Origin of the sequence: Serratia sp. OLAL2 (assembly GCF_002752475.1) — a bacterium.
In the GTDB taxonomy this organism is placed as follows: domain Bacteria; phylum Pseudomonadota; class Gammaproteobacteria; order Enterobacterales; family Enterobacteriaceae; genus Serratia; species Serratia bockelmannii.
In genome coordinates, this window is sequence record NZ_MSTL01000020.1 from 89,836 (window position 1) to 116,183 (window position 26,348).

The 26,348-nt window shown below is 63.1% G+C and carries 23 protein-coding genes and 1 tRNA gene; 15 read left to right on the plus strand and 9 right to left on the minus strand.

The features are described from left to right. Window positions 1-23: 23 nt before the first annotated feature. The 3 genes from yiiM to sodA form a co-directional block, all read right to left on the minus strand. Complete coding sequence (gene yiiM / locus BVU99_RS22330) at window positions 24-695, minus strand: 6-hydroxyaminopurine reductase (RefSeq protein WP_025304787.1); 672 nt, start codon at window positions 693-695, stop codon at window positions 24-26. Between the two features lie 98 nt (window positions 696-793). Next, complete coding sequence (locus BVU99_RS22335) at window positions 794-2,722, minus strand: methyl-accepting chemotaxis protein (RefSeq protein WP_099816909.1); 1,929 nt, start codon at window positions 2,720-2,722, stop codon at window positions 794-796. A gap of 125 nt (window positions 2,723-2,847) precedes the next feature. Next, the gene (sodA, locus tag BVU99_RS22340; RefSeq protein ID WP_004934003.1) at window positions 2,848-3,468 is read right to left on the minus strand and encodes a superoxide dismutase [Mn]; all 621 of its coding nucleotides are present in this window, start codon (window positions 3,466-3,468) and stop codon (window positions 2,848-2,850) included. 417 nt (window positions 3,469-3,885) lie between these two features. Here sodA and fdnG point away from each other — a divergent pair, with 417 nt between their 5' ends. The 8 genes from fdnG (at window position 3,886) to selB (ending at window position 14,134) form a co-directional block, all read left to right on the plus strand. Next, window positions 3,886-6,933, plus strand: a complete 3,048-nt coding sequence (gene fdnG / locus BVU99_RS22350; protein WP_144334737.1) for a formate dehydrogenase-N subunit alpha — start codon at window positions 3,886-3,888, stop codon at window positions 6,931-6,933. A 12-nt stretch (window positions 6,934-6,945) separates the two neighbouring features. Continuing rightward, a complete protein-coding gene (gene fdxH, locus BVU99_RS22355) occupies window positions 6,946-7,848 on the plus strand; it encodes a formate dehydrogenase subunit beta (RefSeq protein WP_033649532.1) in 903 nt (300 codons plus the stop codon). Further along, window positions 7,845-8,480 (plus strand): formate dehydrogenase cytochrome b556 subunit, encoded by a 636-nt coding sequence (gene fdoI / locus BVU99_RS22360; protein WP_004934017.1) that lies wholly within the window; start codon window positions 7,845-7,847, stop codon window positions 8,478-8,480. Before fdxH ends, fdoI begins: the two co-directional genes overlap by 4 nt. Then, entirely contained in the window at window positions 8,480-9,409 is a 930-nt protein-coding gene (gene fdhE / locus BVU99_RS22365) for a formate dehydrogenase accessory protein FdhE (RefSeq protein ID WP_025304790.1), read from the plus strand. Before fdoI ends, fdhE begins: the two co-directional genes overlap by 1 nt. 114 nt (window positions 9,410-9,523) lie before the next feature. Then, entirely contained in the window at window positions 9,524-10,171 is a 648-nt protein-coding gene (locus tag BVU99_RS22370) for a DcrB-related protein (RefSeq protein ID WP_025304791.1), read from the plus strand. Window positions 10,172-10,211: 40 nt separating this feature from the next. Further along, the gene (locus BVU99_RS22375; protein WP_025304792.1) at window positions 10,212-10,817 is read left to right on the plus strand and encodes a glutathione S-transferase; all 606 of its coding nucleotides are present in this window, start codon (window positions 10,212-10,214) and stop codon (window positions 10,815-10,817) included. 69 nt (window positions 10,818-10,886) lie between these two features. Next, window positions 10,887-12,281: an L-seryl-tRNA(Sec) selenium transferase gene (gene selA / locus BVU99_RS22380; protein ID WP_099816910.1), complete on the plus strand. Its 1,395-nt coding sequence runs from the start codon at window positions 10,887-10,889 to the stop codon at window positions 12,279-12,281. Next, window positions 12,278-14,134 (plus strand): selenocysteine-specific translation elongation factor, encoded by a 1,857-nt coding sequence (gene selB / locus BVU99_RS22385; protein ID WP_049295029.1) that lies wholly within the window; start codon window positions 12,278-12,280, stop codon window positions 14,132-14,134. The genes selA and selB overlap by 4 nt, the downstream gene beginning before the upstream one ends. Here selB and BVU99_RS22390 read toward each other — a convergent pair. Further along, entirely contained in the window at window positions 14,124-15,035 is a 912-nt protein-coding gene (locus BVU99_RS22390) for a LysR family transcriptional regulator (RefSeq protein WP_099816911.1), read from the minus strand. The genes selB and BVU99_RS22390 overlap by 11 nt on opposite strands. A 121-nt stretch (window positions 15,036-15,156) precedes the next feature. Between BVU99_RS22390 and BVU99_RS22395 the strand changes: the two genes are divergently transcribed. Continuing rightward, entirely contained in the window at window positions 15,157-15,783 is a 627-nt protein-coding gene (locus BVU99_RS22395; RefSeq protein ID WP_060448344.1) for a LysE family translocator, read from the plus strand. Window positions 15,784-15,837: 54 nt separating this feature from the next. On the opposite strand, the gene BVU99_RS22400 is transcribed toward BVU99_RS22395, so the two are convergent. Beyond that, a complete protein-coding gene (locus BVU99_RS22400; protein WP_049204735.1) occupies window positions 15,838-17,085 on the minus strand; it encodes an MFS transporter in 1,248 nt (415 codons plus the stop codon). Window positions 17,086-17,302: 217 nt separating this feature from the next. Here BVU99_RS22400 and BVU99_RS22405 point away from each other — a divergent pair, with 217 nt between their 5' ends. Further along, a complete protein-coding gene (locus BVU99_RS22405) occupies window positions 17,303-18,295 on the plus strand; it encodes an acyltransferase (protein ID WP_099816912.1) in 993 nt (330 codons plus the stop codon). Here BVU99_RS22405 and BVU99_RS22410 read toward each other — a convergent pair. From BVU99_RS22410 to BVU99_RS22420, 3 genes are all read right to left on the minus strand, one after another. Beyond that, window positions 18,290-19,213: a helix-turn-helix domain-containing protein gene (locus tag BVU99_RS22410; protein WP_099816913.1), complete on the minus strand. Its 924-nt coding sequence runs from the start codon at window positions 19,211-19,213 to the stop codon at window positions 18,290-18,292. The two genes, BVU99_RS22405 and BVU99_RS22410, sit on opposite strands and share 6 nt — an antisense overlap. A gap of 2 nt (window positions 19,214-19,215) precedes the next feature. Beyond that, a complete protein-coding gene (locus tag BVU99_RS22415) occupies window positions 19,216-19,767 on the minus strand; it encodes an isochorismatase family protein (protein ID WP_060448350.1) in 552 nt (183 codons plus the stop codon). A 100-nt stretch (window positions 19,768-19,867) separates the two neighbouring features. Continuing rightward, window positions 19,868-21,256, minus strand: coding sequence for an amidohydrolase family protein (locus BVU99_RS22420; protein WP_099816914.1), 1,389 nt, complete (start codon window positions 21,254-21,256; stop codon window positions 19,868-19,870). A 207-nt stretch (window positions 21,257-21,463) separates the two neighbouring features. Here BVU99_RS22420 and BVU99_RS22425 point away from each other — a divergent pair, with 207 nt between their 5' ends. Together BVU99_RS22425 and BVU99_RS22430 are read left to right on the plus strand one after the other, a co-directional pair. Next, the gene (locus BVU99_RS22425) at window positions 21,464-22,084 is read left to right on the plus strand and encodes a nucleotidyltransferase domain-containing protein (protein WP_049295035.1); all 621 of its coding nucleotides are present in this window, start codon (window positions 21,464-21,466) and stop codon (window positions 22,082-22,084) included. Next, entirely contained in the window at window positions 22,035-22,475 is a 441-nt protein-coding gene (locus BVU99_RS22430; protein ID WP_049295036.1) for a hypothetical protein, read from the plus strand. Before BVU99_RS22425 ends, BVU99_RS22430 begins: the two co-directional genes overlap by 50 nt. A gap of 6 nt (window positions 22,476-22,481) precedes the next feature. Here BVU99_RS22430 and BVU99_RS22435 read toward each other — a convergent pair whose 3' ends face one another. Further along, window positions 22,482-23,336, minus strand: a complete 855-nt coding sequence (locus BVU99_RS22435) for a LysR family transcriptional regulator (protein WP_049295037.1) — start codon at window positions 23,334-23,336, stop codon at window positions 22,482-22,484. 210 nt (window positions 23,337-23,546) lie between these two features. Here BVU99_RS22435 and BVU99_RS22440 point away from each other — a divergent pair, with 210 nt between their 5' ends. The 3 genes from BVU99_RS22440 (at window position 23,547) to BVU99_RS25200 (ending at window position 26,274) form a co-directional block, all read left to right on the plus strand. Then, complete coding sequence (locus BVU99_RS22440; RefSeq protein ID WP_343227010.1) at window positions 23,547-24,662, plus strand: cyanate transporter; 1,116 nt, start codon at window positions 23,547-23,549, stop codon at window positions 24,660-24,662. Between the two features lie 75 nt (window positions 24,663-24,737). Beyond that, window positions 24,738-26,081: an esterase-like activity of phytase family protein gene (locus tag BVU99_RS22445; RefSeq protein ID WP_099816916.1), complete on the plus strand. Its 1,344-nt coding sequence runs from the start codon at window positions 24,738-24,740 to the stop codon at window positions 26,079-26,081. A gap of 98 nt (window positions 26,082-26,179) precedes the next feature. Further along, window positions 26,180-26,274: transfer RNA gene (locus tag BVU99_RS25200), tRNA-Sec, on the plus strand. Window positions 26,275-26,348 lie beyond the last annotated feature (74 nt).

Below are 26,348 nucleotides of genomic sequence, written 5' to 3' on the forward strand. Positions count from 1 at the left end.
TTTCATCTTTTCCGCCAGCGATTTCAACGGCCGAGCAGGCGACGGTTGAAGTCCTCGAGGCGCCCTTCGGCAAGCCGCGTGAGCATGGTCTTGCTCCAGCTGGCGGAGAGGCCGGCCACCGCCAACAGGCGGCGATATTGTTCCGCGTCGAACGGCATGTGCCAGGCGATGGCGATGGCTTCGGCCACCGACACGTCGCTGTTGCGCGCCGCCAGCTCCAGCGGACGATCGCCGCTGACCGCACCCGGCGAGACCACCCGATACAGCCAGCCGCAGCGGCCGCTTTGCTGCATCAGCACCGAAATATCCTCGATGGCGAAGTGGTAGTTGAGCTTGAAGCACGGCGAGCGCGGCTGGGTGACCTGGATCAGCGCTTCGCCCCAGCGGAAGATGTCGCCCATAAACACATTGTGTTCGGTCAGTCCTTCGGTGGAGATATTCTCGCCGAAGGCCGGGGCGCAAAACTGCTCGGCCTGCGCCGGAAACTGTTCGCGCCAGTGGGCATAATGCTCGCGCGGGTAGTGGCACAGCGCGCGGTCCGGCCCGCCGTGGTAGCTTTTCTCGGCTTGCTCGTCGCCTTCCAGGCCGAGCGGCGTGAGCCGGATGGCGCCATCCACCTGGCGTTTGGCGATGGCGCTGGGGCGCCCGCCTTCATAGGGTTGAATATTGCCGATGTAAACGTCTGGGTGATGCATGTGCGCCTCCGTGTCTCGCGTCGAGGGCTCAGCATAGCGTGAGTTGTGTCAGGGGGACATAACAACCCGCCCGAAAATCCTCGGGCGGGGGCGTGGCGTCAGAAGGTGGTCCAGTTCTCCTCCGCTGCGGCGTTGGCGGCCGTGGTTTTTACGGCAGGCGCTTTCGGCGCGGCGGTTTTCACGGCGGTGGGTTCGGTCTGCTCCGCCAAACGGAACACCGAAACGCTCTGCAGCAGCATGTCGGCCTGTTCTTCCAGCGAATCGGCGGCGGCGGCGGACTCTTCCACCAGCGCGGCGTTCTGCTGGGTGGTGTGATCCATCTCGACGATCGCCTGGCCAATCTGGGCGATGCCGCGCGTCTGCTCATCGGAGGCGGCGGCGATTTCAGCCATGATGTCGCGCACGTGGGTGACCGAGCGGACGATCTGTTCCATGGTGTTGCCGGTGCTTTCCACCAGTTCGGTGCCGGTTTTCACCCGGCTGACCGACTCGGCGATCAGCCCTTCGATCTCCTTGGCCGCTTGGGCGCTGCGGCTCGCCAGGCTGCGCACTTCGCTGGCGACCACCGAGAAGCCGCGTCCCTGTTCGCCGGCGCGCGCCGCTTCCACCGCGGCGTTGAGCGCCAGGATGTTGGTCTGGAAGGCAATACCGTTGATCAGGGTGGTAATTTCAGCGATACGCTGCGAACTGCTGGAGATATCGCGCATGGTGCTGACCACGTTCTCCACCAGCTTGCCGCCCTGTTGCGCGGTCTGCGAAGCGTCGGTGGCCAGCTGATTGGCGTGATGGGCATTGTCGGCGTTTTGTTTCACCGTGGCGGTCAGCTGTTCCATGCTGGCCGCGGTTTCTTCGACCGCCGCCGCCTGCTGTTCGGTGCGGGAGGAGAGATCGGTGTTGCCGGCGGCGATTTCCGCGGAGGCGGTGGAGACCTGGCTGACTCCCATCTGGATCTTCTCAATCATGGTGCGCAGATTTTGGCTCATCGCCGCCACCGCGTTCAGCAGTTGTCCCAGCTCGTCGCGGCGGGTACTGGTCTGCGCCTGGCGCAGATCGCCGCTGGCGATGCGTTCCGCCATCGCCAGCGTGCTGTGCAGCGGACGGGTGATCTGCAGCGTGATGCGCCAGGCGATAAGTATCCCGGCGATGATGGCGATCAGGGTGGTGATGCCCATCTGCAGCTGCGCCAGGTTGATGTTGCTGCGCGTCTGCGCCAGTTCGTCCTGCATAAAGGCGTTCACCAGCGTGCCGATCTCATGCGCGCGTTCGCCGAGCTGCCGGCTGATCTGCTGTTCGTGCTCATAGGCCGGCAGATAGGCCGCGATGCGGTTTTTGTAATCGTCCAGGGCGGCCAGCAGCGGTTGCAGCTGCGGGCGCTGCACGTCGCTGACCCGGCGGCTCAGGGCGTTGGCCGCGTCGCGCGCGTCGTCGATGGCCGCCATCAGCGGCGCTTCGGTTTCCTTGTTCAGGCTCAGCAGCAGACCGCGCGCGCCGTAGCGCACCTGGGTCAGCTTCTGGTTCAGTTGAATGAAGGCCAACTGCAGATCGCCGTTGGTGAGCTGGCGCTCCACCTGGCTCAGGCTGGCCTGCACTTCCGACATGTTCCAGCTCTGGCGCACCGCGTCTTTCGCCGAGACCGCCTGCTCAAAGATTTTTTGCTGTTGCTGATATTCCCCAATCAGCGTCACCAGACGCTGCAGATCCTTGCGGCTTTGGGCGTCCCAGTCCAACGCCTGGCCCTGGTCTATCAGTTTGACGGCGTTATCGATATTGGCGCGATTGTTCTGCAGATACTCCGGCTGGTAGGTCTGGCCGTACATGGCGCGGTTGTATTTGGCCTGGTTGATCTCCTCGTTCAGCCGGTTGCTGAAGTCGATGCGATCGGCGCGGGATTCGATGATGTGCAGGTATTGCGCCCCGGTGCCGGCGATGACGACCGCCAACAGCAGCAACAGCGCGAAGCCGAGGCCGAGCTTTTTACCTACGGTGAGATGAGTGAACTTTCCTGCTAATGCTTGCAATGCCGCCATAGCGTTTTTCCTTCTCCGGGCGAACGTCAATTGAACAAACCATCGGCAAGAAGTGGTCAAACTTTAGCGGATTTCAGGCAAAAAAATACCCGCCGGCGGCGGGCATCTTCATCAACGGGGGCGAATTACTTCTTCGCGGCGAAGCGTGCGGCGGCTTCGTCCCAGTTGACCACGTTCCAGAACGCCTTGATGTAGTCAGGGCGTTTGTTCTGGTATTTCAGGTAGTAAGCGTGTTCCCACACGTCCAGGCCGATGATTGGGAAACCGGAAGCGCCGGCGACGGCTTCGCCCATCAGCGGGCTGTCCTGGTTGGCGGTAGACACCACGGCCAGCTTGCCGTCTTTCAGCACCAGCCAGGCCCAACCGGAACCGAAGCGGGTGGCTGCGGCTTTCTCGAACTCTTCCTGGAATTTCTCAACGCTGCCGAAATCGCGCTCGATGGCCGCTTTCAGATCGCCGCCCAGCGTGGTGCCGGTTTTCAGGTTTTTCCAGAAGAAGCTGTGGTTGGCGTGGCCGCCGGCGTTGTTGCGCATGAAGGTGCGTTTGTCGGCAGGCACTTTATCCAGATCCTGGATCAGCTCTTCAACGCTGTATTTGGCCAGCTCAGGGTAGGCTTCCAGCACGGTGTTGGCGTTGTTGACATAGGTCTGGTGGTGTTTGGTGTGATGGATTTCCATCGTCTGCTTGTCGAAATGCGGTTCCAGTGCGTCGTAAGCGTACGGCAGGGATGGCAGTGAATAACTCATAATCATCATCTCCAGTGGTGTATGGGCGGCGCAAAGGGCGAGCACCGCGTAAGCAGTCGGATCATTATAGTTAATTAAATGATATTGAAAATGATTATCAATGCCCTGTGAAGTGTGTGGTTAATGTACAAATCGATGCGCTAACATACTGATAGGAGAGGGCGGCGGGTGGCCGCGTCAAGCCATCGCCCCGGTACGTGGGTTACTCTCTATACTGTAGAGAGCGCCAAGGTCGAAATGTATCGAAATGTGCCAATGCGTTCACTGAATGAGCACGAGTGTGTAACAACCACAAGCACGCTGTGGTAATATGGCCGGCGTTCGTAGCAAGCATAACAACAGTGACATTCGCGTTTGCCGCGCTAGCGGGGCAGGCGCATTTGAACAATGTGACAATCGAGAGTAAAGGAGACCCCCATGCAGGTCAGCAGAAGGCAGTTCTTTAAGATCTGCGCTGGCGGTATGGCAGGAACGACGGTGGCCGCGCTGGGCTTTGCCCCCGAAGTGGCGTTGGCGGAAACCCGGCAGTATAAACTGCTGCGCGCCCGTGAGACCCGTAATACCTGTACGTATTGTTCCGTCGGCTGTGGGCTGTTGATGTACAGCCTTGGTGATGGCGCCAAGAACGCCAAAGAAAGCATTTTCCATATCGAAGGGGATCCGGATCACCCGGTGAACCGCGGCGCGCTTTGCCCGAAAGGCGCCGGCCTGGTTGACTTCATCCACAGCGAAAGCCGCCTCAAGTACCCGGAATATCGGGCGCCGGGGTCGGACAAATGGCAACGCATCAGCTGGGACGACGCCTTCACCCGCATCGCCAAGCTGGTGAAAGAAGACCGCGATGCCAACTTCATCAAAACCAACGACCAGGGCGTTACCGTCAACCGTTGGCTGACCACCGGCATGCTGTGCGCCTCGGCCGCCAGCAACGAAACCGGTTTTCTGTCGCAAAAATTTAGTCGCGCTCTCGGCATGCTTGCCGTAGACAACCAGGCGCGTGTCTGACACGGACCAACGGTAGCAAGTCTTGCTCCAACATTTGGTCGCGGTGCGATGACCAACCACTGGGTTGATATCAAGAACGCGAATTTGATTATCGTCATGGGCGGTAATGCGGCGGAAGCGCATCCGGTGGGGTTCCGCTGGGCGATGGAAGCCAAAATACACAACAATGCCAAGCTGATCGTGATCGATCCGCGCTTTACCCGAACCGCATCGGTGGCGGACTTCTACACGCCGATCCGCTCCGGGACCGACATTGCTTTCCTGTCGGGCGTGTTGCTGTATCTGATGACCAACAACAAGTTTAATCGCGAGTACGTCGAGGCCTACACCAACGCCAGCCTGCTGGTGCGGGAAGACTTTGCCTTCGAAGACGGCTTGTTCAGCGGCTACGACGCGGAAAACCGCAAGTACGACAAAACCACCTGGAACTACCAGTTCGACGAGAACGGCTTCGCCAAGCGCGACGTCACGCTGCAGGATCCGCGCTGCGTGTGGAACCTGCTGAAGCAGCACGTGAGTCGCTACACGCCTGACGTGGTGACCAACATCTGCGGCACGCCGAAGGACGATTTCCTCAAGGTGTGCGAATACATCGCCGAAACCTGCGTCGCGGATAAGACCGCTTCGTTCCTGTACGCCCTGGGCTGGACTCAGCACTCGGTCGGCGCGCAGAACATCCGCACCATGGCGATGATCCAGCTGCTGCTCGGCAACATGGGCATGGCGGGCGGCGGCGTCAACGCGCTGCGCGGCCACTCCAACATCCAGGGTCTGACCGATCTCGGCCTGCTGTCGCAGAGCCTGCCGGGCTACATGACGCTGCCGTCGGAGAAACAGACCGATCTCGACACCTACCTGAAGGCCAACACGCCGAAGGCGCTGCTGCCGGGCCAGGTGAACTACTGGGGCAACTACCCGAAATTCTTCGTCAGCATGATGAAGACCTTCTACGGTGACAAGGCGCAGAAGGACAACAGCTGGGGCTTTGACTGGTTGCCGAAGTGGGACAAGGGCTACGACGTGCTGCAGTACTTCGAGATGATGGCGCAGGGCAAGGTCAACGGCTACTTCTGCCAGGGCTTTAACCCGGTGGCGTCGTTCCCGAACAAAAACAAGGTAGTGGCTTCGCTGTCCAAGCTGAAGTTCCTGGTGACCATCGATCCGTTGAACACCGAGACTTCCAACTTCTGGCAGAACCACGGCGAGTTCAACGAGGTGGATCCTTCGCAGATCCAGACCGAAGTGTTCCGCCTGCCGTCCACCTGCTTCGCCGAAGAGAACGGTTCGATCGTCAACTCCGGCCGCTGGTTGCAGTGGCACTGGAAAGGCGCGGACGCCCCGGGCGAAGCGCTGAACGACGGTGAGATCCTGGCGGGCATCTTCAGCCGCCTGCGCGAGATGTATGCGCGCGACGGCGGTGCGGTGCCTGAACAGGTGCTGAACATGACCTGGGACTACCTGACGCCGGACAACCCGGCGCCGGAAGAGGTGGCGCAGGAGAACAACGGCAAGGCGCTGGCGGATCTGCTGGATGCCGACGGCAAAGTGCTGGTGAAAAAAGGCGAGCTGCTCAGCTCGTTCGCGCAGCTGCGCGACGACGGCACCACCGCCAGCGGTTGCTGGATCTTCGCCGGCAGCTGGACGCCGGCCGGCAACCAGATGGCGCGGCGCGACAACGCCGATCCGTCCGGCCTCGGCAATACGCTGGGCTGGGCCTGGGCATGGCCGCTCAACCGCCGCATTCTGTACAACCGCGCCTCGGCGGATCCGCAGGGGAAACCGTGGGATCCGAAACGCCAACTGCTGGAGTGGGACGGCGCCAAGTGGGTCGGGGCCGATATCCCGGACTACAGCACCGCCGCGCCGGGCAGCGACGTCGGGCCGTTCATCATGCAACCGGAAGGCATGGGCCGCCTGTTCGCCACCGACAAGATGGCGGAAGGGCCGTTCCCTGAACACTACGAGCCGTTCGAAACGCCGCTCGGCACCAACCCGCTGCACCCGAATGTGGTGTCCAACCCGGCGGCGCGCGTGTTCAAGGACGATCTGGCGGCGATGGGCAAATCCGACAAGTTCCCGTACGTCGGCACCACCTATCGTCTGACCGAGCACTTCCACTACTGGACCAAGCACGCGCGGCTGAACGCCATCGCGCAGCCGGAGCAGTTCGTGGAGATCGGCGAAAAGCTGGCGGAGAAGAAGGGCATCAAGCAGGGCGATACCGTGAAGGTCAGCTCCAACCGCGGCTACATCAAGGCCAAGGCGGTGGTGACCAAACGTATTCGCACGCTGCAGGTGCACGGCCAGGAAGTCGACACCATCGGCATCCCGATTCACTGGGGTTACGAAGGGGTGGCGAAGAAAGGCTTTATCGCCAACACGCTGACGCCGTTCGTCGGCGACGCCAATACGCAAACGCCGGAGTTCAAGGCGTTCCTGGTCAACGTGGAAAAGGTGTAACGGAGACGAATTATGGCCATGCAATCTCAAGACATCATTCGTAAATCCGCCACCAATGGCTTCACGCCGGCGCCGCGCGCCCGTGACCACCAGGAAGAAGTGGCCAAACTGATCGATGTCACCACCTGTATCGGCTGCAAGGCCTGTCAGGTGGCCTGTTCCGAATGGAACGACATCCGCGACGAAGTGGGGCACAACGTCGGGGTGTACGATAACCCCGCCGATCTGACCGCCAAGTCGTGGACGGTGATGCGCTTCTCCGAGGTGGAGGAAAACGGCAAGCTGGAATGGCTGATCCGCAAGGATGGCTGCATGCACTGCGCCGATCCGGGCTGCCTGAAGGCCTGTCCGTCGGAAGGCGCGATCATTCAGTACGCCAACGGCATCGTCGACTTCCAATCCGAGCACTGCATCGGCTGCGGCTACTGCATCGCCGGCTGCCCGTTCGACGTGCCGCGCATGAACAAGGACGACAACCGGGTGTACAAGTGCACCCTGTGCGTCGACCGCGTGGACGTCGGCCAGGAACCGGCCTGCGTGAAAACCTGCCCGACCGGCGCCATTCACTTCGGTACCAAGGAAGCGATGAAGCAGGTGGCGGCGGATCGCGTCAGCGAGCTGAACACCCGCGGCTACCAGAACGCCGGTCTGTACGATCCGGCGGGGGTGGGCGGCACGCACGTGATGTACGTGTTGCACCACGCCGACAAACCGCAGCTGTACCACGGTTTGCCGGACAACCCGAGCATCAGCCCGGCGGTGACCTTCTGGAAGGGCGTGTGGAAACCCCTGGCGGCCATCGGTTTTGCCGCCACCTTCGCGGCCAGCGTGTTCCACTATGTCGGCGTCGGGCCTAACCGCGTCGACGATGAGGATGAGCACGACGAGTCGCATGACGAGGAGACGCGCAAATGAGAAAGGAAAAGCCCATTCAGCGTTACAGCGCACCGGAGCGCATCAACCACTGGATCGTGGCATTTTGCTTCGTGTTCGCCGCCATCAGCGGGCTGGGGTTCTTCTTCCCCTCCTTCAACTGGCTGATGAACATCTTCGGGACGCCGCAGCTGGCGCGCATTCTGCACCCGTTTGTCGGGGTGATCATGTTTGCCGCGTTCCTGCTGATGTTCCTGCGCTACTGGAAGCATAACCTGATCAACCGGGAAGATATCGTCTGGGCCAAGAACATCCACAAAATCGCCATGAACGAGGAAGTGGGTGACACTGGGCGCTATAATTTCGGCCAGAAGTGCGTGTTCTGGGCGGCGATTATCAGCCTGGTGCTGCTGCTGGCCAGTGGCGTGGTGATCTGGCGGCCGTATTTTGCGCCGTCGTTCTCCATCCCGCTGATCCGCATCGCGCTGCTGGTGCATTCGCTGGCCGCGGTCGGCCTTATCATCGTGATTATGGTGCACATTTACGCCGCATTGTGGGTAAAAGGCACCATTACCGCGATGGTGGAAGGCTGGGTGCCGGCGGCCTGGGCCAAGAAACATCATCCGCGCTGGTACCGTGAGGTCCGCGAGAAACGACAGGAAGATAAACCCTGATGAGTATCCGCATCGTTCCTAAAGAGCAGTTAGGGGCACAGCGTGAGAAGTCCACAACGGCGGAGAACATCCCGCCGTTACTTTTCGCCAACCTGAAAAGCCTGTACAGCCGCCGCGCCGACCGTCTGCGTCAGCTGGCGGTCGACAACCCGCTGGGCGACTACCTTAACTTCGCCGCCGAACTGGCGCAGGCGCAGCAGCATGCGCTGCACGATAATCCGCTGGCGCTCGATCTGAGCGAAGCGTTGGCGCAGGGCGCCGCCAGCGGCAAACCGCCGCTCGATCTGAGCGTGTTCCCGCGCAGCGAGCACTGGCGCAAGCTGCTGACGTCGCTGATCGCCGAGCTGCGTCCGCAGGCGCCGGAGCACATTCTGGCGGTGCTGGACAACCTGGAGAAGGCCTCGGCGCACGAGCTGGAGCTGATGGCCGACGCCTTGCTCAACCGCGAGTTCGGCAAGGTGGGCAGCGAGAAGGCGCCGTTCCTCTGGGCCGCGCTGTCGCTCTATTGGGCGCAGATGGCCAGCCTGATCCCCGGCAAGGCGCGCGCCGAATACGGCGAGCAGCGCCAGTTCTGCCCGGTGTGCGGCAGCATCCCGGTTTCCAGCATGGTGCATATCGGCACCGTTAACGGCCTGCGCTACCTGCACTGCAACCTGTGCGAAAGCGAATGGCACGTGGTGCGGGTGAAGTGCAGCAACTGCGAGCAGACCCGCGATCTCAACTACTGGTCGCTGGACAGCGAGCAGGCGGCGGTGAAGGCGGAAAGCTGCGGCGACTGCGGCACTTACCTGAAGATCCTCTATCAGGAAAAAGACCCGCAGGTCGAAGCGGTGGCTGACGATCTGGCTTCGCTGGTGCTGGACGCCCGCATGGAAGAGGAAGGCTTCGGCCGCAGCAGCATCAATCCGTTCCTGTTCCCGGCGGAGTAACCGCCCGGCCCCGTTCGCGCGGGGCCGGACCCGCAATTTAAGAACGGGCTTCTGGCATTCGCCCGGGCGAGTTGCTACGTTTAGGCCATGACGCGCCAAGCGAAAGGAACCACGATGTTAAACACCCTGGCAAAACTGACCGCGGTCGCCGTGCTGGCGATCGGACTGGCGGCCTGCGACAACAAGGACGACACCAAACCGGCGGTGCCGCCACCGGACACCAAGCCGACCGTGACGCAGCCCGCGCCACCGCCGCCTGCGCCGGTAGAAACCCCGCCCGCGCCGCCGGGGCTGAACGTGTCGCTGCAGAAGGGCAAGATCACCTTCGAGTTGCCGCCGGGCTTTAGCGATCAAACGCTGAACAGCGGCATCGTTAATGACAGCACCTCCACCATCCAGCGCTTCCTCGACGGCAAGTCGCGCCAGAGCGCGGTTTCGTCCGAAGTGATCCCGCCGGACGGCATGAAGATCAATACCAGCGACAAAATGCTGAAAGAGCTGACGCAGAGCGCCATTACGGTGCTGGCCGAGCGCTATCAGAATATCCAGACCACCAAAGAAGAGAACTTCACCGTCGGCAAACAGAAGTTTCGCCGGGTGGATACCGAGCAGACCGTCAACGGGCAAAAGGTGGTTTCCACCCTGGTGTTGACGGTGTTCAACAAGCGAGTAGTGACGCTGCAAATGCTGTCGCCGGCCAAAACGCCGGAAGTGCATCAGGCGCTGGTGCAGCGGATTATCGATACTCTGGCGGTGAAGTAAGGGCATTGCGCCGCGGCCAGGACGAAGCGGAGGAGACCGGATGAAGCTTATCGGCAGTTACACCAGCCCCTTTGTGCGCAAGATTTCCGTGATGCTGCTGGAGAAGGGGATCGCGTTTGAATTCGTCAACGATCCGCCGTATGAGCCCGGCAGCCGGGTGAAGGAGCTGAACCCGCTCGGCAAAGTACCGGTGCTGATCGCTGATGATGGCGAGGTGTTTTACGACTCGCCGATCGTGGCCGAATACCTCGAACTGCTGACGGTGGAGCCGGCGTTTTTGCCGGCCGATCGCGCCACCGCGCTGCGCGTCCGCCGGGTGGCGGCACTGGCGGACGGCGTGACTGAAGCGGCGGCGACGCTGTTCCGCGAAAGCCGGCGCGCGCCGGAAAAGCAGGACGAAAACTGGATGCTGCGCCAGCGTGACAAGCTGACGCAGGGCCTGGACGCATTGGAGGCGCTGGCGCAGGAAAAAACGTGGCTCAATGCCGAGCGGCTGACGCTGGCGGATATCGCCACCGGCTGCGCGTTGGGCTACCTCAATTTCCGCCACATTCTGCCCAACTGGTGCGTCCAACGTCCGGCGCTGGTCAAGCTGGCCGAACGCCTGTTCGCCCGCGAAAGTTTCGCCCGCACGGCACCGCCCTGAACGTTCTTTTCTCCCCGCCGCGGCGGGGTTTTGCTATGCCGATACGTCTAAATTGAAAACCGAGCGACCATGAGCACTGAATCCCACCTTCTTTACAGTCAACTGCCCGCCATCGACCGTCTGCTGCGTGAACCCGCGATTGAACCGCTGGTGGCTCAGCATGGCCAGACGCTGATCGGCGAACTGCTGCGCCGGCTGCAGGCCGAGGCGCGCGACGCGATAAAACAGCAGCAACGTTTACCGGCCTGGTGCGGCGACTGGCCGCAGGCGCTGCGGGCCGAGCTGGCCCGGCAGCAACGCCCGGCGTTATTGCCGGTGTTCAACCTCAGCGGCACCGTGCTGCACACCAACCTCGGGCGCGCCCTGCTGGCGCAGCCGGTGCAGGATGCGGTGAGCGCGGTGATGGGGGAGGCGGTGACGCTGGAGTACGATTTGGACGGCGCCGGGCGCGGCCATCGCGATCGGGCGGTGGCGAGTCTGCTGTGCCGGCTGACGGGCGCGGAAGACGCCTGCATCGTCAATAACAACGCGGCGGCGGTATTGCTGATGTTGGCGGCGATCGCCCCCGGCAAAGAGGTAGTGGTGTCGCGCGGCGAGCTGGTGGAAATCGGCGGCGCGTTTCGCATTCCCGACGTGATGCGTCAGGCCGGCTGCCAATTGGTGGAAGTCGGCACCACCAACCGCACCCATCTGAAAGATTACCGCCAGGCCATCAGCGAGCAGACTGGCCTGTTGATGAAAGTGCACACCAGCAACTACAGCATTCAGGGCTTTACCGCGGCGGTCGACGAGGCTGAACTGGCGCAGCTCGGGGCCGAACAGGGCGTGCCGACCGCCACCGATCTGGGCAGCGGCTCACTGATCGATATGGCGCAGTACGGCCTGCCCGCCGAACCGATGCCGCAGCGGCTGCTGGCCGCCGGCGTCGATCTGGTGACGTTCTCCGGCGATAAGCTGCTGGGTGGCCCGCAGGCCGGCATCATCGTCGGCAAGAAGGCGCTGATCGCGCGCCTGCAGCAGCACCCGCTCAAGCGCGCGCTGCGCGTCGGCAAGCTGACGCTGGCGGCCCTGGAGGCCACGCTGCGGCTCTATCTGCAGCCGGAAAAACTGGCTGAGCAGCTGCCGACGCTGCGGCTGCTGACCCGCCCGCAGCAGGAGATGCAACAGGCGGCCGAGCGGCTGCTGACGGCGCTGACGCCACGGTTTACCGCCGATTTCGATCTGCGCGCCGAACCGTGCTGGTCGCAGATTGGCAGCGGTTCGCTGCCGGTGGATCGCCTGCCCAGCTATGCGCTGACCTTCACGCCGCGCGACGGCCGCGGCGCCACGCTGGAAGCGTTGGCTGAGCGCTGGCGCCGCCTGCCGCAGCCGGTGATCGGCCGCCTCGGCGACGGCCGGCTGTGGCTGGATCTGCGCTGTCTGGAACAGGAAGGGGCGCTGATCGACGCGTTGAGCGCATCATGATCATCGCCACCGCCGGCCATGTCGATCATGGCAAAACCACCCTGCTGCAGGCGATCTCCGGGATCAATGCGGATCGCCTGCCGGAAGAGAAGCGCCGCGGCATGACCATCGATCTGGGCTACGCCTACTGGCCGCAGCCGGACGGCCGGGTACTGGGCTTTATCGACGTGCCCGGCCACGAGAAATTCCTCGCCAATATGCTGGCGGGCGTCGGCGGCATTGACCATGCGCTACTGGTGGTGGCCTGCGATGATGGCGTGATGGCGCAGACCCGCGAGCATCTGGCGATCCTGCGCCTGAGCGGGCGCCCGGCGCTGACGGTGGCGCTGACCAAGGCCGACCGGGTGGAGGCGGCGCGTGTTGACGAGGTACGCCGCCAAGTGCGTGATGAGCTGGCGCGCCAGGGCTGGCCCGATGCGCCGCTGTTTGTCACCGCGGCGGCGGCGGGAGAGGGCATCGAGGCGCTGCGCGCGCATTTGCTGGCGCTGTCGCCCGGCGAGCACGCGCTGACGCGCCGTTTTCGCCTGGCGGTAGACCGTGCGTTCAGCGTCAAAGGGGCGGGGCTGGTGGTGACCGGCACCGCGCTCGGCGGCCGGGTGAAGGTGGGGGATACGCTGTGGCTGACCGGCGCCGACGCGCCGGTGCGGGTGCGCGGCCTGCATGCCCAGAATCAAACCGTGGAACAGGCGCAGGCCGGGCAACGCATCGCGCTTAACATCAGCGGCGATGTCGATAAAGATCGGATCGCGCGCGGCGATTGGCTGCTGGCGCAGCGCCCGCCGGAGGCGGCGGAACGCATTCTGGTGGCGCTTGAGACGGATCGGCCGATCCGCCATTGGCAGCCGCTGCATCTGCACCATGCCGCCAGCCACATCACCGGGCGCATTTCGCTGCTGAACGACGGACTGGCGGAACTGATCCTCGATCGCCCGCTGTGGCTGGCGGAAAACGATCGGCTGGTGCTGCGCGATATCGGCGCGCGGCAAACGCTGGGCGCGGCCCGGGTGCTCAGGCTGAATGCGCCCAAGCGCGGCAAGCGTCAGCCGGACTATCTGGCATGGCTGCAGGCCTTGGCGCAGGCGCAAGACGACGTGCGGGCGCTGGCGCTTGAGTTGCCGCAGGGCGCGCTGTCTCTGGCGGCGTTCGCCTGGGCGCGTCAGTTGACCGACGACGGCCTGGCGGCACTGTTGGCGAACCGCGATCTGCTGATCGTCGGTGACCGGGCTCTGGCGCAGGATCAGGTGCAACAGGCGGAAAGCCGCCTGCTGCAGGTGCTGGCGGAGTATCACCAACAGCACGCCGATCAGCTGGGCTTAGGACGCGCCCGCCTGCGGCGCATGGCGCTGCCTCAGCAGCCGGAAGCGCTGGTGTTTATGATGATCGATCGGCTGCTGAAGGCCGGCGCGCTGCGCAATACGCGCGGCTGGCTGCACTTGCCGGAACACGGCCTGGCGTTCAGCGCCGACGAGGCGCCGCTGTGGGCGCGCATCGAACCGCTGTTCGGCGACGAGCCGTGGTGGGTGCGCGATCTGGCGAGCGAACTGGGCGAGGAAGAGAGCCGGGTACGGGCGCTGCTGCGCAAGGCGGCTCAGCTGGGCCATGTGACGGCGGTGGTGGTGGATCGCTACTACCTCAGCCGGCGCATCGATCAGTTCGCGGCGCTGATCCGCGAGCTGGATGCGGAGCGCGGGGGCGCCAACGCCGCCGACTTCCGCGATCGGCTCGGCGTCGGCCGCAAGCTGGCGATCCAGGTGCTGGAGTTCTTCGATCGCAGCGGCTTTACCCGCCGCAAGGGCAACGAGCATCTGCTGCGCGACGGCGGGCTGTTCGGTAGCGAGTCCCCTACCCGATAAACCTGACGGCGGCCCGGCTGATGTCGGGCGTTTGGGCGGTGAGAAACGCCTGTAAACGTTCGATCAGCGGCCGTTTTGCCGATTCTTCCGGCCAAACCAGATAGTAACCGTCGCCGGTACGTACGGCGACGTCACAAGGCAGCGCCAATAACCCCTCCTCAATCGTCCGCAGGCTCAGCGCCAGATCGCCGATCGAAACGCCGTGCCCGGCGATGGCCGCCGCGTTGCCCTGTTCCAGTGAATCAAATACCTGGCCACGTGTGAGATCGATCGGGGCTGCGATGCCGCTTTTTTGCAGCCAGCGCCGCCAGTCGCGCCGATCGGGCGAAGGATGGATCAGCGGGCAGGTGGCGAGATCGCGCTGCCCGTCGGCGAGCAGCGCGGGGGCGCAAATTGGGATCAGCCATTCGTCGAACAGCTTGGCGGCGGCGGTGTGGGCGCCGAAATGGCCGTTGCCGAGCAGGATGGCGCAGTCGTAGGGTTCGCTGAAAAAATCCACGCTGTCGATGTCCATCCACACGCTGGCTGCCTGCACCTCGAACGCCTGCGCCGTTTGCCGGAATCGGCTCAGGCAGTCCAGCAGCCAGCGTAGGGTCAGGGTGGAGGGCGCCTTCATCCGCAGCAGATCGCGGTGGCTTCTGAACAGCTCGCAGGCTTGTTCGATGCGGCCAAACCCTTGCTGCAGCTCGGCGGCGAAGATTTTTCCCTGCGGGGTGACCTCGATGCGTGGGCCGTTGCGCTGGAACAGCCGACAGCCGAAGTGCTGCTCCAGCGTTTTGATGTGCTTGCTGACGGCGCTGGGGGTGAGATGCAGCTCGTCGGCGGCCAGCGTGAACGAGCCGGTGCGGGCGGCGCTCTCGAAAGCGCGCAGGGCGTAAAGCGGCGGAAGGGAACTGGCCATCGCGGCGTCTCTAAGAATGAGTCTGGCTCACAGTAAACGACAGGATTACTCCTTTTTCAAGGCGGGGGCTACGGCATCATAATGATCCGACGCCAACCGCCTGAATGTGAGTGAAATAAAGATGAACCTGTCGTTGCTGGCGGCGTATTTCGCCGCCATTTTCTTGCTGATCGCCACGCCAGGGCCGGTGGTGATGATGGTCGCCAACACCGCGGCGCGCTTTGGCGCCCGGCGCGCGCTGTTGACCGCGCTGGGCAGCAATGGGGCCTCTTTGTTGCTGATCGGTATTGCCGCGCTGGTTGTCACTGGGCTGTTCGCGGTGGATATGCGCTTGCTGCAGTGGATAGGCCTGCTGGGCTGCCTGTTTATCGGCCGCATGGCGATCGCCTCGCTGTATGAGGATTTATCCGCACGAACCCCCGATGCGCAGCCCGTTGCACCGTCGCAAAAACGCTCGGCGATCGCGTACGGTTTTCTGGTAGGCATCGCCAATCCCAAGGACATCATCTTCTTCGTCGCCTTTTTTCCGCAGTTTATCGCCGTCACCCCTTCGGTCGGCGCCAGCCTGACGCTGCTGACCGCGCTGTGGGTGCTGGCTGATTTCGCCATCTTGCTGGCCTATATCACCCTGCTGTCGGGAACGGCGCTGCAGCGCGCGCGGCGGGCGATCTCTGTCCTGTCGGCGTTGCTGTTGTTGGGGGTGGCGGTAGTGGGAGCGGGGTATGCGCTGTGGGAGCTGCTCGGCTGAGGCCGCATAAAAAAACGCCGGTCGGGAAACCGGACCGGCGTTTTATCGTCGCGTTTACACCGCGCCGGTCGGCTGCGGTGTGGGGTCGCCGTTGCGGCGTTTGCCGAGGAACAGCGCCACCAGCGTCAGCCAGCACAGGCCGCTGATGAGGTTGAACAGGTTGAACAGCCCGCTGCCGCCCCAGACGTAGGCGACCTTGGCCAGCTCGATGCCGACGGTGAATACCATCATGCTCAGCATGCCCATAGTGGCCGACACGGTGCCTTTGCTGACGTTGCTGGAGAACAGCGTCAGGCGGTACAGCCCGGCGTTGGCGAGGCCGATGCCGAAAGCGTACAGGCTCAGGCCGGCGGTCATCCACAGGTAGGCGTGGCTGGAGAACTGGGTTGCCAGCGCGGCGATCAGCAGCCCCAGCAGCATCGGGCCTGCGCCCAGCTTGATCAGGCGCTCCACGCTGTTCTTGCCGGTCAGGCGCGCCAGCGTCAGGTTGCCGAGGATCAGCGCGCCGAACACCGGGATTTGCAGCAGGCCGTAGTCCAGGGTCGACAGCGACTCCCCGCTGATCAGGATCACCGGTGACTGGGCGATCCAGGCCAGCAGCGGCAGGCTGGCGAAACCGATCGCCAGCGCGCCGCACAGGAAGCGGCGGTTGCCCAGCACCTGGCGGTAGTCACGCCACAGATTGGCGGCGGAAAACGCCTCGCCCTGCAGCGTGGCGGTTTCCGGCATGGCTTTCCACAGGCCGTAGAAGGCGATGGCCGCCAGCGCCGCAAACAGCACGAACATGCTCTGCCACGGCGCGACGTGGATCAGCGCCGCGCCGGCCAGCGGCCCGAGCAGCGGGGCGATCAGCGCCACGTTGGCCATCAGGGCGGTGATTTTGATGCACACCGATTCTTCAAACGACTCCTGGATGGTGGCGTAGCCGACCGCGCCGATAAAGCACAGGCCGATGCCCTGCAGGAAACGCATGGCGATGAACTGCTCGATGGTGGTGACCAGCAGGATCGCCAGGCAGGAGACGATAAAGAACGCCACCCCGGCCAGCATCACCGGGCGACGGCCGCGGCGATCCGACAGCGGCCCGAGCAGCCACTGCAGGAAGATGCCGCCGGCCAGATAGGCGGTCATCGAGGTAGGCACCCACTCTTCGCCGGCGTTGAAATCCGCCACGACGGCCAGCATGCCCGGCTGAATCATATCGTTGCCGATATAGGTGGCGAACTCGAACAGCACCAGACAAAGAGGGAATAAAAGCGCCTGTCGGCCCAAACGTGCCGCAGGTGGTAATGTCGTTTTCATATTATTGTACTGATAGTAAAAGAGAAAAAGGAACTGCCAGGGCGGGAAGCGCAAACTGAGCGAGTTATGGCGGCTATTTTGCCGCCAATTGTTCACCTTCGCAATCATAAGGTGTTGTTTAAGTACATTCTGATATTTCGCTTTTGGGTTGTCGCCGAACGCCGTGCCCGATAACCTCTTCTTAACATATCAATATGACACAAGATCGGGCGAGCGTTTGAGCGAGAAAATCGGCTGGATAGACAACCTGCGGGCGATGGCGTGCATGATGGTGGTGATGATCCACGCCACCACCTATTACGTCACCAACGGCGCGGCGATAGGGTTGCACAACTGGGACATCGCCAACGTGCTGAACTCGCTGTCGCGCGTATCGGTGCCACTGTTCTTTATGATTTCCGGCTACCTGTTCTTCGGCGAAAAGAGCGCCGGCCGCCGGCATTTCACCCGCATCGTCTGCTGCATTCTGTTCTACAGCGCCATTGCGCTGATCTACATCGCGGCTTTCACTAAGATCGGTTTCTGGCCGTCGCTGCGCGGCATGTTGCAAAAGCCGGTGTTCTATCATCTGTGGTTTTTCTACGCTATCGCGGTGATTTACCTGCTGTCGCCGCTGATCAGCGTCAAACCGGTGTCGCGCCGCTACCTGGCCGCCGCGCTGGTGGTGTTGGCGGCGATCGCCAACCCGAATACCGACAAGCTGACCTTCGGCAACGCGCATCTGCTGCCGGTTAACCTGTATATCTACGGCGATACCTTCTACTACCTGCTGTATGCGTTGGCCGGACGGGCGATTGGCATGATGGAGGCGCGCGGGCGCGCCGTGGGCTGGTTGGCGGCGTTGGGATTTGCGCTGTGCGTGGCGCTGATCGCACGCGGCACCAAACATCAGCTGTTCATCAACGGCAACTTCGCCGATATCTACTACATCTACAGCGGCCCGCTGGTGTTTATGGCGGCGGTGGCGCTGCTGGTGTGGGTGAAACACTGTCTGCCGCAGCCGATCGGCTGGCTGAGCGTATTTTCCCGCCATTCGCTGGCGATTTACGGTTTTCACGCCCTTATCGTCAACGTGATGCGCAATCGGCACCTGGATTTCACCGGCCACCCGCTGCTGGATATCTTCTGGGTGTTCGGTGTGGCGCTGGGGGGCAGCCTGCTGCTGTCTGTCGGCCTGCAGCGGCTGGATACCCGCCGGCTGGTGTCATAGCGGCGAGCGCTGGCGCTGCTGAGCGCGGCGCAGCTGCCGCCCGGAAGAAAAACCGGCCGCCAGCGCGGCCTTCTCCAACCCATACCCTTGTTGCAGGCGCTGTTGCGCCACCGCCAACCGTAGCTGCTCATGATATTCCCGTACGCTGATGCCGACATGGCTGCGAAACAGCCGCGCCAAATGGCGGCTGCTGACGTGCGCCTTCTCCGCCACCTGCAGCACCGACCAGTCGGCTTCCGGCTCGGCGGCCATCACGTCCTGCGCGCGGTGCACCGCCGGGTGCAGGTGGTTGCGGTAACGCAGCCAGGGCGACAGCTGCGGATCGTCGCCGGCGCGGCGGAAATAGACCACCATGTCGCGTGCGACGTCGCGCGCCCGGCCGGAGCCGCAGTGGCGGTGGACCAGGTGCAGCGCCAAATCGATGCCGGTGGTGATGCCCGCGCTGGTGTAGACGCCGCGATCTTCGACGAAGATGCGGTTCTCTTTCACCTGCGCCGCCGGCGCCTGCCGGCGGATACGCTCGATAACGTCGTGGTGGGTGGTGCACTGATAGCCGTCGAGCAGCCCGGCCTGCGCCGCCAGCAGCGCGCCGGAACAGATGCACACCAGGGTGATGCGCTGCCGCTGCAGATCGGGCCGCAGCGTCGCCAGCCAGCGGCGCGCCTGCCCGGCCTCCTCTCCGGCGAAATAGCGCTGCGAATCGCCGACGCCCGGCAGCACCAGGATGGCGCCGTCTTCCAGGCGTTCGGGCAACGGCTGCAGGCCGCTCAGCGTCATGCCGATGGAACAGACGACCTGCGGCGCCGGGCTGAGATAACGCAGGGTGAACTGCCCGGCGAGGCGCAGGGTTTCCGCCGGGCCGCTGACGTCCAGCGACAGTACGTTGGGCAACAGCAGAAAATAGACGGCCTGCGACATGATTACTCCTGTGCGAGTTGCGCCAGCGCCTCATCCACGCTGGCGATGCGGGCGAAACGATCGACCAGTACGGTTTCAGTATGCCGCTTCAACTGCGCGGGGGTAAAGATTTCACCGTCGGGATGGCGCATCGGGAAGGTTAACGTCGCCTCGGTGACGAAAGTCACCCGATAACCGAGATCGGACGCCACCCGGGTGGTGGTTTCGCAGCACTGCTCGGTGCGGATGCCGGAGACGATCAGGTGGTTGATGTCCCGCTCGCGCAGCCAGGCGTCGAGGCCGGATTCGGTCAGCGCATTGTGCACATGCTTGTGCACGGTGATATCCGCCTGGTGGGTGAGGAACGGCAGGCGCTGCACATGGCCTGAAGCCAGTGAGAACGGCCCCTGCGGCGAGACGTGCAGCACGTCGACCAGGGCCGCGCCGCGCTGTCGGCAGCCTGCGATCAGGCGGGTCAGCGCCTGTTGAAACGCCGGCAGATCGTCCTCCTGCCAGAATGGACGGTGCTGGAATGATTGCTGGACATCGATGATCAATAACGCGCTCTGTGACATTTTCGGCCCTCCGCCAGTGTGTGTTGCGACCATCTTGCGCCGCGCCTTACTCTGGCAGAAGGCCAAAAACGGCCATCATGATGACAACAACGGACCGACCTTAGGCTTTGCTCACCTGGCCGGCGACCAGGCGCCCCTGATGGAAGGTGGCGCTGCGCGCCGGCAGACGGGCGACCGCCTCGGCGGAACAGCTGGCGTTGACCAGCACGAACTCGGCGGCATCGCCGGCTTTCGGCCAGGCGCGCTGCCCCTTATCGTCCAGCGGCAGCACGCCGCCGGTGGAGATGGCCATGGCACGCGACAGGTGATACTCGTCGGAACCGCGGTACAGCTGGGCGTACAGATTGGCCTTCTCCAGGATGTCGCCGGTGCCGAACGGCGACCAGTGGTCGATCACGCTGTCGGTGCCGGTCATCACGAACACCCCTTTCTCGCTGAGCTGCGGCAGCGGCATCATCAGGCCGCCGATCGGTACCGTGGAGGCGATGGTAATCTGCTGCGCCGCCAGCCGGGTGGCGGTTTCCGCCAGTTCGCCCGGCGTCAGCGTGGTCAGGGCGAAAGCGTGGCTGATGGTGACCTTGCCGCGCAGCGCCGGGTTTTTCTCCACGGTGGCGATCATGTAGTTAATGGCGGCGACCCCAGCCGGGCTGGTTTCATGCAGGTGGATATCCACGCCTTTGCCGGTATCGAGGGCGATCTGGAACATGGCGTCGAGCGATTTCTCCATCGCACCGTCGACGTTGGTCGGATCCAGCCCGCCGACGTACTGCACGCCCATCTGCATCGCTTCGCGCATCAGCGCGTCGACCCTGGAGTGCAGCAGCCCGTGCTGCGGGAAAGCGACGATTTCACAGCTGAAATCCGCCCGGTGATTTTCCAGCGCGCGCTGCAGGTGCTCCAGGCTTTTCAGGCCGCTGACCGGATCGATATTGCAATGGCTGCGCGCCACGGTGCTGCCTTTGGACTGCAGCAAGGCGATCAGGTTTTCCGCCCGTTGCTGCGAGGTGGGCAGCAGTGTCGGGATCAGCGTCTGCTCCAGCGCGATCATGTCCATGATGGTCTTGCCCTGGCGCGGGCGCGGTGCCTGCCATGGGCCGCTGTAGAAGGTTTTGTCCAGGTGGATGTGCATATCGCGGAACGCCGGCAGCAGCAGCTGGCCCCGCGCCTGATAGCGGGGCACGCCGGCGGGCAACGCGGCGTTGGCGGCGTGAATGGCGGCGATCTTGCCGTCTTTGATCTCAAGCGTATACAGCGCGGTGCGGGTGCCGATCACTGTTTCGCCGTCGTATTCAAAGCCGTCTTCCAGCCGCACCTCGCTCAGGCAGTAGTGACGATCGGTCAGGGTCATCGGCGTTGGCGCACACGGCTCGCCGCTAGGCGAAGCGGCCTGCGCCATGCCGCCGGTCAGGCCGATCACCGCGCAGGCGGTGGTGAGTTTGCCGGTTTGGCTGAGGAAGGCTCTGCGGCCCGGTTGCTGAGGGTTTTCCACGTTCGGTTCCTTAATCCAGAGGTGAGGGAGTGAAAACATCCCCCAATTTAGGAGAGGAACCGACCGGTTGGCAGCGACATTTGCCACTGGTGACTATTCGATTTGGTAATGATCGGCGTCTGCCGGCGGAATGGTGCTCTTGGCTTGCTCTTTCGCAGCTTTAATGGCTACATTTGTAGTCATTAAAGCTACATTGAGGTCAGCGTGATGCACGATCCGATGCTCGAATTACTGTTCAGCGAATACCGTAGAAAAGTGCTAAGTCTGCTGTTTATTGAAGCCGGGCAGGCGTTTCATGTGCGAGAAATTGCGCGGCGCACCGCAACTCAGGCCGGGACTTTACATAAAGAGTTGAGCCGGCTGGCTGAAGGCGGCATCTTGCTCAGGCAGCGGCAGGGCAACCAAATTTGCTATCAGGCTAACGCCGATTGCCTGATTTTTCCCGAGCTGGCGGCGATTTTCCGCAAGACCTGCGGCCCGGCTGCGCGCTTACGGCAGGTGCTGGCAGGATTTGGGGAGGACATTGAACGGGCTTTCATCTTTGGTTCCGTCGCCAGTGGCAAAGCGACGGCGGCCAGTGATATCGATGTTCTGATCGTCGGTAAACTGTCTTTTGCGGATGTAATTCAGGCGGTTTATCCGCTGCAGGCAACGCTGGGTCGGGAAATTAACCCCAAACTGTACTCGCCGGAAGAGTGGCGAGCGGCTTTGGCCGAGAACTCCGCGTTTATTCAGGACATTATGCAGAAACCCCAACTCTGGATTGCGGGAGACAAGGATGACGCTGGACAATCTGGTCGGGCTGGGACTGGAGGTGATACCGCCTGACGCGGGGGCGATTAAAAAACTGCTGGCCGCCGCCGCTCGCAACCGACGCGATGCGGGTATCACTCAGCTCAGCAATGAGAGCCGTTTCGACACGGCATATAAAGCGGTCATGCAAATGGCCAATGCCGCTTTGCAAGCCAAAGGATACCGCACGCTGACCAGCAGGCCTGGCCATCACCAGACCATGATCCAAACGTTGCCGCTCACTGTAGGGTTGCCGCGCGAGGCAATGATCTGCCTGGATGCATTGCGAAAACAGCGCAACGTGGCGGATTATTCCGGCGACTTGGTGACGGACGCGGCGGTACAAGCTTGCCTTGAGCAGACAGAAGCGCTGTGGGTACGGATTATCGACTGGCTGCAGCGCGAACATCCGCAGATAGTGGCGTAAGCGGTCTCATTTCAACCCGCAAAACACCGTTAGCCGCTGGGCCAGCGCCAGCGTGGCGGCAGGGGCGCCGTCGCGGTAGTAGAGCGCCAGTTCGAAGCTGTCTATCGGCGGCAATCCTTCGGCCTCGCCCAGCACCCGGTGCGCGGGCAGACGGCAGCCGGCCGGCAGCAGGGTGACGCCCAGCCCGGCGGCCGAAGCGGCGGTCAGCGCCGCCAGGCTGGCGCTGCTGTAGCCGATGCGCCAGCGTTTGCCGAGGTTGTCGAGCGCCTGGCACAGCTCGTCGCGGTACAGGCCGTTGAGCGGGAACACCGCCAGCGGCACCGGCGATTGCTCGATGGCCGGGAAGGCCAGGCTGTCCAGCCACAGCAGCGGTTCCGGCCGCGCGGCGCGCGGCGGTTGCCGGCGGCGCTGTTTCACCAGGATCAGATCCAGCTCTTCACGCGCGTAGGCGCTGTGCAGATCGGCGCTCAGGCCGCTGGCGACGTCCAGCCGCAGGTGCGGGTGCTCACGGCTGAAGTCGGCCAGCAGCTCGGTGGTGGGCACGGCGAAATCCTCCGGCATGCCGATCCGCAGCACGCCGTCGCGCCAGATGCCGGTCAGCGCGTCGTGGGCTTCTTCATTTAGCGCGATAATGCGGCGCGCGTAGCTCAACAGCTTGACGCCTTCTTCGGTCAGCAGCACCTGATGCGAGGAGCGCTCAAACAGCGGCTTGCCCAGCATCTCTTCCAGCCGGCGTACCTGCTGGCTAACGGTGGACTGCGACAAAAACACCCGCTCTGCGGCGCGGGTGAAGCTGTTGCTGTCGCACACGGCGACGAAGCTGAGCAGCAGCTGCGGATTGAACATCGGGTAACGATTCATTTTCCCACTGTTGGCTATTTTATTATTTAATTTCCCAATACTAGCGGCGTTGCCTACAGTAACGCAACGCTGCGGCGATCGCGCTGTGACGCCGCACTCTTCATTTCGCAGTACCAGGAATATGCCGTGTTAAATCATTCTGTTAATTCACCTTCCCCGCGCCGCTGGCTCAATCCTCTGCTGCTGGCGCTGGTGTTGATCGGCCTGAACATGCGGCCGCTGTTGACCTCGATTGGTCCGTTGCTGCCGACGTTGCGCCAGGCCACCGGGCTGAGTTTTGGCGGCGCGGCGCTGTTGACCACGCTGCCGGTGCTGATGATGGGGCTGATGGCGCTGGCGGGCGGCGCCATCAATCGGCTGTTCAGCGAACGCAGCGCCGTGACGTTGAGCCTGCTGGCGATCGGGCTGGGCGCGCTTTGGCGCGAACTGGCTCCCGGCAGCGTGCAGCTGCTGATGAGCGCGGTGCTGGGCGGGCTCGGTATCGGGGTGATCCAGGCGGTGATGCCCGGCATCATCAAGCATCACTTCCTTAAAAGCATGGCGCTGGTGGCCGGGCTGTGGTCGGCGGCGCTGATGGGCGGCGGCGGGTTGGGGGCGGCGATCACCCCGTGGCTGATGAGCGTAGGGCACGACTGGCACAGCGCGCTGGCCTGGTGGGCGTTGCCGGCCCTGGTGGCGCTAGTGGTCTGGTGGCCGGTCAGCCGCGGGCTGTCTCGCCTGGGCGCGGCGGGCGAAAACCGCGGGCCAGGCCTGCTGCGCAACCGGCGCGCCTGGCTGCTCGGCGCCTATTTCGGCCTGATCAACGGCGGCTATACCAGCCTGATCGCCTGGCTGCCGCCGTATTACATGCAGCTCGGCTGGCAGCCGCAGGCCAGCGGTTCGCTGCTGGCGTTGATGACCTTTGGCCAGGTGGTGGGGGCGCTGCTGCTGCCGGCGCTGGCGCGCAATCATGACCGGCGGCCGCTGCTGTTGCTGGCGCTGATGATGCAACTGAGCGGCTTTATCGGCCTGATTTACCTGCCGCAGACGCTGCCGTGGCTGTGGGTGCTGCTCTCCGGGCTGGGGCTGGGCGGCGCGTTCCCGCTGTGCCTGGTGCTGGCGCTCGATCACCTGCACCAGCCGGCGGCAGCCGGGCGGCTGGTGGCCTTTATGCAGGGCGTCGGCTTCCTGCTGGCGGGCGTCACGCCTTACCTTTCCGGCCTACTGCGCGATTACAGCGGCGGCTTCGTGCTGGACTGGCAGATCCACGCGCTGCTGGTGGTGGTGCTGATCGCCATCACCTGGCGCTTCCATCCGCACAGCTACCGACGGGCGTTCGCCGAATAATATTTCTGTCATTGCCGCTCCCTATAGTGACGTTGCTTTTACTTCTGGGCGATAACAACGAAAAGGGACAATGACATGCACAACACCAAAACCCGGTTGGCGCTGCTGGTCGGCTGCATGGCGCTGAGCGCCAACCTGTGGGCCGACGCGCAGCCGGTGCAAGCGACGCTGGCCGGGCATGCGCTGCTGCCGGTGAAATCCGCCGTTTCCACGCCGAAGGACGCGCCGAGCGATCTGCAGCAGAGCGGCAAATACACCAGCGGCAAACGCGTCACCGAGCTGGGCAGCGTGGCGGGCAAATCCGCCGATCGCCTGACCGGCCTCGGCCTGCCGATCGACGGCCAGCCGCTACAGGGCCACTCCGGCATCAAACACATGCCCGACGGCACCTACTGGGTGCTGACCGACAACGGCTTCGGCAGCAAGGCCAACTCCCCGGACGCCATGCTGTACCTCAACCACTACAAGATCGATTTCAAAGACGGCACGGTCGCGCCGCTGAAGACGGTGTTCCTGCACGATCCGGATAAAAAGGTGCCGTTTCACATCATCAACGAGAGCACCGAGAAGCGTTATCTGACCGGCAGCGATTTCGATCCGGAAAGCTTCCAGTTTGCCGACGATGCCTTATGGATCGGTGAAGAGTTCGGGCCTTACCTGATCAAGGCCGACCTGAACGGCAAAGTGCTGGCGGTATTCGACACCCAGGTAGACGGCAAGGTGGTGAAATCGCCGGACAACCCGACGCTGACCCTGCCGGGCGCGCCGGACGGCAAGCAAAACTTCCAGGTGGCGCGCTCCAAGGGCTTTGAAGGCATGGCCGCCTCGCCGGACGGCAGCAAGCTGTACCCGCTGCTGGAAGGGGCGCTGTGGGACGGTGAGCAGTTCGAGAACGTCGGCGGCAAACGCTACCTGCGGGTGCTGGAGTTTGACGTCAAACGGCAGGCCTGGACCGGCCGCAGCTGGCAGTACGCGCTGGAAGACAACCAGAACGCCATCGGCGACTTCAACATGATCGACGCCACCCACGGGCTGGTGATCGAGCGCGACAACGGCGAAGGCACGCCGGACAAAGCCTGCGCCGCCGGTGCGCCGACCGACAACTGCTTCAGCCAGGTGGCCAAGTTCAAGCGGGTGTATAAAATCGCCTTCTCGGACGCTAACGTCGGCAAACCGGTCGAAAAACTGGGCTATATCGACCTGATGAACATTCAGGATCCGAACAAGCTGGCGCGCAAGCCGCTGAACGACGGCGTGCTGACCTTCCCGTTCTTCACCATCGAGAACGTGGACGTGGTGGACGCCAACCACATCATCGTCGGCAACGACAACAACTTCCCGTTCTCCTCCAGCCGCCAACCCAATATGGCGGATGACAACGAGTTCATCCTGCTGGACGTGAAGGATTTCCTGAAGTAGCGCTCCCCGGCCGCCGAATCGCCGGCGGCCGCCATTTCCCGCTTAGCGCAACGAACAAACTGCGCTATAATCAGCGCCTTGCTTCTTCTCTTCTCCAAGGAAGATCCTCGTCCCCGGTGGGGCGGCCGGACTTCAAATCCGGTTGGGGCCGCCAGCGGTCCTGGGCAGGTTCGACTCCTGTGATCTTCCGCCAAATTACTGTTTTCCACACTTTCTTGAATTCAACAAAATCCTATCCGAGCGATTCACCTCGCAGACATTTTTTGG

Excerpts from the sequence above, each read along its gene's own strand:
- fdoI (WP_004934017.1), top strand. The coding sequence starts at position 7,845 with ATGAGAAAGGAAAAGCCCATTCAGCGTTACAGCGCACCGGAGCGCATC.
- selB (WP_049295029.1), top strand. The coding sequence starts at position 12,278 with ATGATCATCGCCACCGCCGGCCATGTCGATCATGGCAAAACCACCCTG.
- BVU99_RS22335 (WP_099816909.1), bottom strand. The coding sequence starts at position 2,722 with ATGGCGGCATTGCAAGCATTAGCAGGAAAGTTCACTCATCTCACCGTA.
- BVU99_RS22400 (WP_049204735.1), bottom strand. The coding sequence starts at position 17,085 with ATGAAAACGACATTACCACCTGCGGCACGTTTGGGCCGACAGGCGCTT.
- BVU99_RS22440 (WP_343227010.1), top strand. The coding sequence starts at position 23,547 with ATGCGGCCGCTGTTGACCTCGATTGGTCCGTTGCTGCCGACGTTGCGC.
- BVU99_RS22425 (WP_049295035.1), top strand. The coding sequence starts at position 21,464 with ATGCACGATCCGATGCTCGAATTACTGTTCAGCGAATACCGTAGAAAA.
- selA (WP_099816910.1), top strand. The coding sequence starts at position 10,887 with ATGAGCACTGAATCCCACCTTCTTTACAGTCAACTGCCCGCCATCGAC.
- BVU99_RS22410 (WP_099816913.1), bottom strand. The coding sequence starts at position 19,213 with ATGTCGCAGGCCGTCTATTTTCTGCTGTTGCCCAACGTACTGTCGCTG.
- BVU99_RS22445 (WP_099816916.1), top strand. The coding sequence starts at position 24,738 with ATGCACAACACCAAAACCCGGTTGGCGCTGCTGGTCGGCTGCATGGCG.
- BVU99_RS22415 (WP_060448350.1), bottom strand. The coding sequence starts at position 19,767 with ATGTCACAGAGCGCGTTATTGATCATCGATGTCCAGCAATCATTCCAG.
- fdhE (WP_025304790.1), top strand. The coding sequence starts at position 8,480 with ATGAGTATCCGCATCGTTCCTAAAGAGCAGTTAGGGGCACAGCGTGAG.
- BVU99_RS22430 (WP_049295036.1), top strand. The coding sequence starts at position 22,035 with ATGACGCTGGACAATCTGGTCGGGCTGGGACTGGAGGTGATACCGCCT.
- BVU99_RS22375 (WP_025304792.1), top strand. The coding sequence starts at position 10,212 with ATGAAGCTTATCGGCAGTTACACCAGCCCCTTTGTGCGCAAGATTTCC.
- BVU99_RS22395 (WP_060448344.1), top strand. The coding sequence starts at position 15,157 with ATGAACCTGTCGTTGCTGGCGGCGTATTTCGCCGCCATTTTCTTGCTG.
- BVU99_RS22370 (WP_025304791.1), top strand. The coding sequence starts at position 9,524 with ATGTTAAACACCCTGGCAAAACTGACCGCGGTCGCCGTGCTGGCGATC.
- sodA (WP_004934003.1), bottom strand. The coding sequence starts at position 3,468 with ATGAGTTATTCACTGCCATCCCTGCCGTACGCTTACGACGCACTGGAA.
- BVU99_RS22390 (WP_099816911.1), bottom strand. The coding sequence starts at position 15,035 with ATGGCCAGTTCCCTTCCGCCGCTTTACGCCCTGCGCGCTTTCGAGAGC.
- BVU99_RS22435 (WP_049295037.1), bottom strand. The coding sequence starts at position 23,336 with ATGAATCGTTACCCGATGTTCAATCCGCAGCTGCTGCTCAGCTTCGTC.
- fdxH (WP_033649532.1), top strand. The coding sequence starts at position 6,946 with ATGGCCATGCAATCTCAAGACATCATTCGTAAATCCGCCACCAATGGC.
- yiiM (WP_025304787.1), bottom strand. The coding sequence starts at position 695 with ATGCATCACCCAGACGTTTACATCGGCAATATTCAACCCTATGAAGGC.